Here is a 9451-nt window from a genome sequence, read left to right as displayed (position 1 = left end):
AGGCCGACGCCACGGCTCCCGCAGGACAGAGGGCGGTCATCGGGCCCGGTGCGCGCGGCACCAGCGTGTCAGCGCCGCCGCGATCCGGTCGGTGCCGGGCACCGGGTCCAGACCCAGCGGTGCGACGGCCTGGCCGAGGACTCCGTGCAGCTTGAGCGCCGCGGAGTGGAGCCGGTGCCGGCCGACGTCCGGTTCGGCACCCAGCATCAGGGCGTGGCGGATCACGTCGGTGATGACGGACTGGGCCCGCTTGTAGCCGAGCAGGAGCGGCAGATCGTGCCGCCAGCCGTTGGTGCCGCCGGGCCGGACCTCCTCCACGGTGGTGTGCCACAGCTCGGCCAGCCTGCGCGCCTGGCCTGCGGGATAGCGCATCAGATGGAGGTGGGTCGCCAGGTCGTAGAGCGGATCACCGACCATGGCCAGTTCCCAGTCGATGGTCCACAGGCGCTGTTCGGCGTCCACGATGAAGTTCTCGCGGTGCAGGTCGGCGTGGAGCAGGCAGAACGGCCGCCGGGTGAGACCGGAGACGTGCGCGCGCAGGTGGCCGAACGCCTCGTGACCCACGCCCAGTTCGTGGAACAGGCCCTCGAATCGCTGGAGGTTGTGCCGGTAGACCCGGTGTTCGGTGAAGTGGACCAGCCGCCGGAGAAAGCCCTCGGTGTCACCGTCGTCCGGACGGTCCTCCCGGTCGCATCGTCGTGCGGCCCCCAGACTGGCGGGCGCCACAGCGGCCAGTTGCCGGAAGAGCCCGATGATCTGACGGTGGTAGACGTCCGGAACGGGCGTGCCGGAGGCGTGCAGGGAGCCGAGCGTGCGGCCCTCGATGAAACGCATCAGGCTGATGCCGCCGACCTCGGCGATCTCGGGAATGCCGTGGATCCGCCCCTGGAGGTCGCGCAGCAGCTGTTCCTCCGAGGCGAAGCAGCGCCGGTCGAACCACAGCAGATCGGGTCGCGGCTCGCGGCACTTCCACCGCCCCGGCCGCACCCGGCCGGCCTCGCCGAGCAGCGGGAACACATACGTCTCGTGGTGGTACCCGTGGAGCGGACCCTCGACCAGACTCTCGTCGCCGCTCACCTCGACCGCGTGCAGCCGAGCAATGGAAGCTGACTGGGGGGACATGGCCCGTTTCTCTCGCAGTGGCACCGATGCAGGGTGCGGAAGTGGCAGCACGCTACTCCTTCCGCGGGCGTGGATCTTGCCAGACGCCGTCGCCTTATCGAACCCGGTAGCCCCGGACGGCTACGGGACGCACACTTGTGCCCCGCACGTCGTCTCACGCCCGCGCCGTGGCATGACCTGCGGTGCTGGCAGCGTGGGCGTGCGTGGTCCACACTGGCCGAGGTGACGGGAGGAGACCGATGGGCGGCCCACTCGACGAAAGCGTGGCTCTGCGGCGGCTGATCCGCCGCGCACGAGCCGTGCTGCTGGACTTCGACGGACCCGTCACCGACCTGTTCGGCGACGAGCCCACCGCACCCGTCGCGGACGAGATCAAGGATGTGGTCCGCGGGATCTGGGGGGACCTCGACCGCGATGTCGAGGAGTGCGACGACTCCCACGGCATCCTCCGGCACCTCAGGAACATGTTCGACCGGCCGGCCGCCACACCCCGTGACCCGCGCGCGCTGTCCGAGGCGGAGGCCATCGTCACCCGGCACGAGTACACGGCGGTCAAGAGGGCCGAGCCGGCACCGGGCGCCGTGGAGCTCGTGGAAGCGCTGGCCGGCATCGGCCTGCGGCTGGTGATCGTCAGCAACAACTCCGACGGACCCGTGCGGGAGTTCCTGGAGAACAACGGCCTCCAGTCGCGCTTCGAGGCCGTGGTCGGCCGGGATCCGTACGAGCTGCGGCACATGAAACCCGACCCGTACCCGGTGCACCGGGCCCTGGCGATCCTGGACCTGCCGGCGGCACAGACCCTGCTGATCGGCGACCAGCTCACCGACCTGCGGGCCGCCCGGGCCGCGGGTACCGCCTTCCTCGGCCACACCCCGTCGGCGGAAGGGGCCCGGCAGATGGGGAACCAGGGCGCGCAGGCCGTCGTGCGCACGCACGCCCCGCTCATCGCCGCCGCCAGGTCCCTGACGGCCACGCCCGTCAACTGACCCTCGTCACCGCGCCGTGGGTGTGCGGTCGAGGTGGGCTGGGCATCATCACCCTCCCGTATCCGACGGCGCACACGGGGGTACGTGTGTCATCTCGCAGTCCGGGCGACAGCGGCCCGAGCCGGCTCGAACGACTCCGCGGGACACTCGGGGAGTGGAAGCCGCGCATGGTCCGCTGGCTGCTCGCCTCGGTCGCCCTGCTGGGCGTCGCCGCCGAGCTGATCGAACCACTGGGGAACGCGCTCAAGGGCCAGCAGCTCCTGGGCGGTTCGTTCGCCGCGCTGATCGCCCTCATCCTCTTCGACGCCATCAGCGAGTCGGAGCCGAAGGAGGTGTCCGGCGTCCATGTCTTCGCCGACCGGGACGAACTGCACTCCGCGTTCCGGGAGGCCTTCCAGGCCCGGCTGGTGCGTGTCGACTTCTCCGGTTTCACGATGCAGACACTGCTGGACGCGCTGCGCGTGCCGCTGGAGAAGATGGCCGACCACGAAGTGCGCACGGTCGAGCTGAAACTGTGCGTCATCATCGCCCACCTCAACCTGCCGATGGGACTGCCCGGCGGGCTCGTACCGGCCCCCCGCAGCGGTGAGTCCGACGCGGAGCGGTTCTACTTCCGGGACTCCCCGGAGAACCGGCAGCGGATGCGGGACGACTTCACCAAGCACAACTGGATCACCCTGAAGAACCTGCTGGAGCGGGTGCACCAGAGAAACCCGGGGATCGTCATATCCTGCGAGATCCGGGAGTCGCCGCAGATACCCGAGCGCAAGCTGTACATCCTGAACCAGGAGACGGTGTTCACCACGCCGTACGGCATCGAGCGCAGGGACGTGACCTGGCACGAGAACACCTACCGGATCCTCGACACCGAGGGCTTCGGGCCGCTCTACGGCCAGGCCCGCTACATCGGCTGGGACCGCCGCTCGAAGTCCCGTACGACCGCGCAGATAGCGGAGCACTACATGGAGTGCCACCGCAACCTCTGGGACAAGCTGGCCGACATCAAGCCCGAGCGCCCGGTCATCCCCGACCCGGTGTGGGCCCCGCCTCGTCGGTGAGCAGGTCCCACGTGGCGTCGAACCACGACGCCATGCTGTCCACGAAGGTCGACTCCGGTGAGTCGGGACGCCCGTCGCGGACATGGTGGGTGAGGGTCGCGCCGAGGCCCAGGACGTCCAGCGCCAGGACCTCCTCGCCGTCGTCGAACATCACCGGGCGGACCAGCGGGATGTAGGGGCCGTGGAGGATCTCGCAGCGGTTGATGAGGTAGAGCTTGAACGTCGGCGCGAAGGGGGCGTGCCGGAACTCGTACTCCACCTCCGGGACGAGATGCTCGGCGCTCAGCTCGTCGAGGACCTTCCGGAGCGAGGCGGTGCTCGTCTCGGTGATCCCCCGCAGCCGCTCCCGCAACCGTGCGTCGTACTTCCCGTCGTACTTCCTGTCCAGGCGCCGCGGGTGGGGCAGGATGTCGACCGAGGACGGGAGGATCAGGCGCACGGCGATGCGCCGGGGAGCGACGGCCTTGGAACGGATCCGCTCCGCCTGCACGCGGAAGTGGGCGTCCAGGCTCTCGGACGTCAACGTGTGGACATCGAGGGTGACTTCGTCCTGCTCGAACGCCTCGGCGATCAGCGGGCCCAGGGTCAGCCGGCGCTGTGACCTGCTCGCCCGGGGCGTCGTGGACTGGACGCGCTGGTTTCGCACCACCCGCGAGCCCTTGCCCTGCCGGGACTCGATCCAGCCCTCGCCGCGCAGGAGGCGCAGCGCCCGCTGGACCGTGTCCCGGGACGTCCCGAACTCCTTCGCCAGCTCGGTCTGGGAGGGCAGGCGGGTGTCCACGGGGTAGAAGCCGTCGGCCATCCGGGCTCGCAGTTCCGCCGCGACCCGGAGGAACTCGTGGCCGCCGGCCGCGTCCTTCCGCTCCACCGTCACAGGCGGTACGTACCTTCCGCGCGCCGACGGCAAACACCGCCGGTCGGGCCACCGGCCAAGTCACCCGCACGGTTACCGGACCAGGTCGACCGGGCATGCTGCCGCAAGCAGCCGGATCGGTCGGCCGACCCCCGTCAGACGAGGGGCGACGGGGATGCGCAGACGGGTGCGGCGCCGCCGTGGGGCCTTTGTCACCAGCCCCGCAGCATCCTCAGCAACGGCTCCAGCGAGGCGACCACACGCCCGGCTCCGGCCTCCCGCAGAAGCTTCGCTTTCCGTTCGTTACGCGCGTAGCCGACAAACGGTACGCCGGCGTGGTTCGCGGCGGCGAGGTCGGAGGGGGAGTCACCGATCATGAGGGCCGCCGAGGGCGCCGAGCCCGTCGCGGCCAGGGCGCGGTTGAGGCAGTGCGGGTCGGGCTTGAGGAGGTGCAGGTCGGTCGTGCGGCCGTAGATGTGGGGGGCGAAGCAGGCCGTGAGGCCGCGGCCCTCCAGGTAGGCGCGGACGACCTTCGGGGAGTTGTTGGTGGTGATGGCCAGGCGGGAGCCGACCGCGGTCCAGGTGCGTATCAGGGGGTCGGCGTAGGCGGTGGGCAGCGCGGAGCCGGCGGCCCGAAGCTCCTCCTGCGTCAGCCGCTCCTCCAGCTCGGCCACCAGGTCGCTGCCGGGGCGCCGCAGGTCCACGGCGCGCAGTACCTCGTGCGGGTCCAGCGAGTCGCGCTCGGAGTCGCTGAGCAGGTTCGGCAGCCCACGCCCCTCCAGCCAGTCCACCAGCTCGGCCGCCACCCGTTCCGCCCTGTGCCGTGCGAACAGGCGGCAGATCGGTCCGTCGAAGTCCCACAGGACCACCCGGGCACCTTCGACAAGAATCCGGAGCTTCTCGGTCTCGTTCGCGGTCTGTTCGGTCTGCGTCGTCTCAGACTGCGTCGCATCAGAAGTCACTAGGAGAGTGTCAGGTCCGTGGTGATGGTTTCCCAGAGGGCGTCGAACCACTTCTGTGATTGCTCCACGAACGCCGCGTCCCGCTCTCCGGCCCGCTGCTCGAAGGAGAACAGCAGGGACTCCGAGCCGAGGGTGTCGTACATCTCCAGCGTCCCGCGCTCGGTGGGCTCGGCGCGGCGCGTGACCATGTAGTGCCCGAACAGCGCCTCCACACCGTTGAGCAGGTACAGCTTGACCGGCGGGGTGAAGGGCAGGGCCCGGAAGGTGACCTGGACGTCGATGTCGTGGGTGCCGCGCAGTGCCTGGAGGTTGTACTGCAGGACCTGGCCCTGGGCGTTGCGCATCGCCAGCCAGCGCCGGTGCACGGCGTCGTCCTCCTCGCTCCCGGCGTCGACCGAGACCGGGAAGGCGAGGTTGATGTCGCGGGACGGCAGCAGGATGCGGGCGTCGATGCGTTCGGGCCGCAGCCGGCCCTCGTGGACCAGGCGCAGCGGCTCGCCGAGCGCGGGGATCAGGCTCTGCGCGGTCAGGCAGACGGCGTCGATCCGCACGTGCGGCGCCGAGAACGCCTCGGTCAGCCGGGGCGCGAGGGCCACCATGGTCGGCTGGGGTTCGCCCCGCGCGGGCTGCGGCTCGGCGACCCGCGGCGGGCTGCCCTTGCTGACGTCGGCGAGCAGCCCGTCCCCCTGGAGCACACGCAGCGCCTGGCGTACGGCACCCCGCTCGACGCCGAACTCCCCGGCCAGCACGGCCTGGGTGGGCAGCCGCTCGCCGGGCCGCAGCACACCGGTGCGGATGCGTTCGCGCAGCGTGTCGGCGATCTCCTGAGGCGTGAGCCTCCTGCTGCCGTTCACTGCCACATGCTCCTGGGTCACGACCAAACGCTACAACTTTGATCCATCTATGGGGAGTTGCCTGAAAGTTGTTTATGAACTACAGCCAAGTGGGGACAACTTAGTTGAAGTTGGTTGCCAACTTATGGAAGTTGGTCGATCTCTGCCGGCTTGAAGGGGGAATCGCCGTGCCTGCTCTCGCTCTTCTCTCCGCCCTGTTCGTCGTCGGCTTCGAGCAGCTCGTGCAGTGGAAGTACGGTGCCGCCGGCGTCGTCGGCATGCTCCTGCTGTCGATCGGCATCAAAGCCAAGAGCCCGGCGGTCAGCTCCGCCGGTGCCGTCCTGCTGGCCGTGCTCCTGGCGGGCCCGGCGCTGTGACCCCTCGCGGGAGTCACCCTAGGAACTGAGCACCAGATCCGAACTGATCGTCTCCCACAGCGCTTCGAACCACAGCCGCGACTGTTCCACGAACGCGGCGTCCCGCCGCCCGGCCCGCCGCTCGAAGGCGAACAGCATCGAGCGGGTGCCGTCGGCATCGTACAGCTCCAGATGCTCGTGCTCGATCTCCCGCTCGCGGCGCAGCAGCGTGTAGTACGCGAACAGCGCCTCGGACCCGTTGAGCAGGTACAGCTTGACCGGCGGGGTGAAGGGCAGGGCGCGGAAAGAGATCCTCACGTCGACGCCGTGCGTGGTGCACAGGGCCAGCAGGTTCTGGCGCAGCACCATGCCCTGGGCGTTGCGCTGGGCCAGCCAGCGGCGGTGCAGCAGACCGTGATCGTCGGCGGCCACCGCCGCCGGGAAGGCCAGGTCGATGTCACGGCTGGGCAGCAGTACCCGGACGTCGATCTTGGCCGGTTCCAGCCGTCCCGCGTGGATCTGGCGGAGCGGCTCACCGATCGCCAGCGTGAGCGAGACGGCGGTCAGGCAGAGCGCGTCGATCCGCACGTGCGGGGCGGCGAAGGCCTCCGCGATCCGGGGGGCCAGACCGACCATGGTGGGCTGCGGCGGCGCCGCCGGGCCGGCGGGCGGCCGCACCGGGCCCGGCGCCGCCGCCACGGTGGCCGGGCTGCCCTTGGAAACGTCGGTGAGCAGATGCTCCGACTGCAGAATGCGCAAGGCCTGCCGCACGGCCCCGCGCTCGACTCCGAACTCGTCGGCCAGCGCGGCCTGCGTCGGCATGCGTTGACCCGGCCGCAGCACACCGGTCCTGATCCGGCTGCGCAGTTCGTCGGCGATGGCGCGATGGGACGTGTGAGGCCGCTGTGACCTCGTCCGCCCACTGGCCAAGGCGTGCTCCGGGTCCACGGACAAACACTACAACTTCCCGCCAAGTTCCGGCAGTTCCGCGGCGGCTGGTTATGAGTCGCTCCCCAACGGAGATAAGTACAGTGAAGTTGGCTGCCAACTTGTACGACATGGTCAAGCTTCCCAGTGGTTGGCCGACCGGGCCCCCTTCCGGAGGGGAGCCGGGAGTCCGGACAGGGGACGGCCACCGAAGCGCACAGCCACAACTGAACACGACATGGCACAGCCACAACTGAACACCGCACAGCACAGCCACAACAGAACAGCTCGCTACGGATGCACAGTCACGGCCACCGGGAGAAGAGGAGTCCTCAGAACATGTCCGGGCACCAGGGACGCCCGGGCGAGCGGAACAGGGCGTCGGCCTTCCGGGCGGCGCCCTCTCGTTCTTCCCGGACCCGGCCGAGGGCCGCGAGCCGCAGCAACGACTCCCCGCCGAGCCACACCGAGGCCAAGTCCCTTATGTGCAGGGTCAGATCGGCGTCCTTCCTACGCGTCGATGCGCAGGAAGCGCCCTCCGGCGAGCCCTCCAGCCGGAACCGCCCCCCGGCCATCCCGCTCTCGTCGACGACCTCCAGAACGAGGGTCCCCGCCCCGTCGTACGTCCGTGCCTCCAGGGCCCGTACGACGTCCAGGATCCGCACCCACAGCCAGTCGCCCTGCCCGGTGACCCGGGCCGCGCGCGGGTCCGGCAGGTACAGCGGGAGCAGGTCGTCGGGGCCGCGGTCGCCGCTCTCGACCTTCGTGATCCAGTCGATGGAACACAGGAAGTGCCACAGGGCGCGCTCGGCCGCCGGGGTGGTCGCGACGAGCCCCAGCACGGTGGCCGTCTGGTCGGGCTGCTTGCCCTGCCAGGTCTCGTCGCACTTGTACGCCACCAAGCCCTCGACCTCGCCGGAGGCGGAGCGGTAGGCGGCGTAGAACGGCTCGGTCCATTCGGCGTGCACGGGGACCAGGCCGGTGTTCACCTCCCACCACAGCTCGTCCCGGCTGATCGCGCCGGGCTGGGCGCGGCGGAACCGCTCGAACACCTCCGGCCCCAGTTTGCGCACGTCCTCGCCGTCGACCAGGTCGATCCGGCCGCCGTCGTCGGGCCCGGACCAGCGCGGATCGAGGCCGGCCCGGGGCACGTCGACCGTCCACTGCGTCGACCAGGTGGCCGGGCCGAAGCCGAAGCGCCCGTAGATCGGGTATTCGGCGGCGATCAGCGTGGCGACGACGTCACCGCGCTCCTTCGCCGCCGCCAGGTCCTGCCCCATCATCCGGCTGAGCAGCCCACGGCGGCGGTGCGTGGGGGACACCGTGACGCCGGAGACGGCGTCGGCGGGCACCAGGGCGCCGCCCACCACGGTCAGCTCCTGCGGGAAGGAACGGAAGGTGGCCACCCACCGGTCGCCGTCGACGGCACCCAGCCAGCGCCCCGGCCGGAACAGCCGTCTGCGGGCGTCCAGTTGCTCGCGCGCCAGGACGGGCGGACGGGTGAACCCGGTGGCCAGCGCGCGCTGCCAGTCCTCGAAGTCGGCCTCGGTGGCGATACGGACGTCGGTCATGGGGTCACGGTAGGCAGACCGGCCGCCCCCTGTCGTCCTGATTTCCGCGCCCGCACGGGGCGCGGGCTCACGTCAGCAGATCGTCGACCTGCGCCTCACCCACCCGGTACCGCCGCGCGATCTCCCCGCTGCAGTCGTCGGTCGTGCGCTGCAGCCGCTGGCGGCGCCGGGAGACCTCCTGCTCGTACCGGACCAGGCGCCCCATGGCCGCAGTCAGTTCCAGGTCCGTCCGCGCCTGGAGATCGGACAGCTCGACCTCGCCGAGCATCTCGGCGGCCAGCTGCCGGTACTCCTCGTTGTGCGGGGTGCCGAGCGTGACGTGGCGGGCCGAGGAACGGTGCCGGGCCGGGGCGTCCTTGAGGATCTCCGGGAGCCGGTCGACCACGGAACCGTCCGCGGGCGCCGGCACGGACGTCCGGCCGCGCCGGCACAGCTCCGCGCGCAGGATGTCGATCCGGCCCTGCAGCAGCCGCCGCACATAACTGAGGTCCGCCTCGTCGCGCTGGGCGTCGCGGCGCAGCGTGCGCAGCTCGGGCAGGCTCAGCAGGGCCAGATCCGGCGGATAGGGGTCCCCCCGGCTCGGAGGGTCCGGGGAAGGCTCCGTGGGCAGCGCCGGACCCACCGGAGTGTCGGCGCGCTGGGCGGGCGGCCGGTACGCGTTCTGCGCCTCCAGCCGCCCGCTCGTACTCGGTGTGCTCATGTGCTTGTGACCGTCCCCTCGACCGGCGTGTGGGAGCATCGTGCCACCCCAACTGGCCACTATGTGACCGAGTGCCCCCGAAC

General features: G+C 70.7%; 10 protein-coding genes. 3 read left to right on the top strand and 7 right to left on the bottom strand.

Features of this window, described 5'->3' with window-relative positions:
- Nucleotides 1-36 precede the first annotated feature (36 nt).
- A complete protein-coding gene (locus ABZ919_RS35075; protein WP_361256162.1) occupies nt 37-1122 on the bottom strand; it encodes an aminoglycoside phosphotransferase family protein in 1086 nt (361 codons plus the stop codon).
- Nucleotides 1123-1361: 239 nt separating this feature from the next.
- Between ABZ919_RS35075 and ABZ919_RS35070 the strand changes: the two genes are divergently transcribed.
- Nucleotides 1362-2108 (top strand): HAD family hydrolase, encoded by a 747-nt coding sequence (locus ABZ919_RS35070; protein ID WP_361256160.1) that lies wholly within the window; start codon nt 1362-1364, stop codon nt 2106-2108.
- Nucleotides 2109-2275: 167 nt separating this feature from the next.
- Entirely contained in the window at nt 2276-3166 is an 891-nt protein-coding gene (locus ABZ919_RS35065; protein ID WP_361256158.1) for a hypothetical protein, read from the top strand.
- Here ABZ919_RS35065 and ABZ919_RS35060 read toward each other — a convergent pair.
- From ABZ919_RS35060 to ABZ919_RS35050, 3 genes are all read right to left on the bottom strand, one after another.
- Nucleotides 3129-4040 carry a winged helix-turn-helix domain-containing protein gene (locus ABZ919_RS35060; protein ID WP_361256155.1) on the bottom strand — a complete coding sequence of 304 codons (912 nt, stop codon included), beginning with the start codon at nt 4038-4040 and terminating at the stop codon, nt 3129-3131. The genes ABZ919_RS35065 and ABZ919_RS35060 overlap by 38 nt on opposite strands.
- Before the next feature lie 191 nt (nt 4041-4231).
- On the bottom strand, nt 4232-4981 hold the full coding sequence (locus ABZ919_RS35055) for an HAD family hydrolase (RefSeq protein WP_361256153.1): 750 nt from the start codon (nt 4979-4981) through the stop codon (nt 4232-4234).
- Complete coding sequence (locus tag ABZ919_RS35050) at nt 4981-5862, bottom strand: GntR family transcriptional regulator (RefSeq protein ID WP_361256150.1); 882 nt, start codon at nt 5860-5862, stop codon at nt 4981-4983. Before ABZ919_RS35050 ends, ABZ919_RS35055 begins: the two co-directional genes overlap by 1 nt.
- A gap of 140 nt (nt 5863-6002) precedes the next feature.
- On the opposite strand from ABZ919_RS35050, the gene ABZ919_RS35045 reads away from it, so the two are divergent.
- Nucleotides 6003-6191, top strand: coding sequence for a hypothetical protein (locus ABZ919_RS35045; protein WP_361256148.1), 189 nt, complete (start codon nt 6003-6005; stop codon nt 6189-6191).
- 18 nt (nt 6192-6209) lie between these two features.
- Here the strand turns inward: ABZ919_RS35045 and ABZ919_RS35040 are convergent, their stop codons facing one another.
- The 3 genes from ABZ919_RS35040 to ABZ919_RS35030 form a co-directional block, all read right to left on the bottom strand.
- The gene (locus ABZ919_RS35040) at nt 6210-7124 is read right to left on the bottom strand and encodes a GntR family transcriptional regulator (protein WP_361256145.1); all 915 of its coding nucleotides are present in this window, start codon (nt 7122-7124) and stop codon (nt 6210-6212) included.
- Between the two features lie 305 nt (nt 7125-7429).
- On the bottom strand, nt 7430-8668 hold the full coding sequence (locus ABZ919_RS35035) for a GNAT family N-acetyltransferase (protein WP_361256143.1): 1239 nt from the start codon (nt 8666-8668) through the stop codon (nt 7430-7432).
- Between the two features lie 67 nt (nt 8669-8735).
- Nucleotides 8736-9368: an aerial mycelium formation protein gene (locus ABZ919_RS35030; protein WP_361256140.1), complete on the bottom strand. Its 633-nt coding sequence runs from the start codon at nt 9366-9368 to the stop codon at nt 8736-8738.
- Nucleotides 9369-9451 lie beyond the last annotated feature (83 nt).

The sequence above is a fragment of the Streptomyces sp. NPDC046759 genome (genome assembly GCF_040645475.1).
GTDB lineage: Bacteria > Actinomycetota > Actinomycetes > Streptomycetales > Streptomycetaceae > Streptomyces.
This window is presented reverse-complemented; position numbering and strand designations above follow the sequence as displayed.

Bases quoted from the DNA above. Each gene is read 5' to 3' on its own strand.
- ABZ919_RS35070 (WP_361256160.1), top strand. From the start codon at position 1,362: ATGGGCGGCCCACTCGACGAAAGCGTGGCTCTGCGGCGGCTGATCCGC.
- ABZ919_RS35075 (WP_361256162.1), bottom strand. From the start codon at position 1,122: ATGTCCCCCCAGTCAGCTTCCATTGCTCGGCTGCACGCGGTCGAGGTG.
- ABZ919_RS35065 (WP_361256158.1), top strand. From the start codon at position 2,276: ATGGTCCGCTGGCTGCTCGCCTCGGTCGCCCTGCTGGGCGTCGCCGCC.
- ABZ919_RS35030 (WP_361256140.1), bottom strand. From the start codon at position 9,368: ATGAGCACACCGAGTACGAGCGGGCGGCTGGAGGCGCAGAACGCGTAC.
- ABZ919_RS35035 (WP_361256143.1), bottom strand. From the start codon at position 8,668: ATGACCGACGTCCGTATCGCCACCGAGGCCGACTTCGAGGACTGGCAG.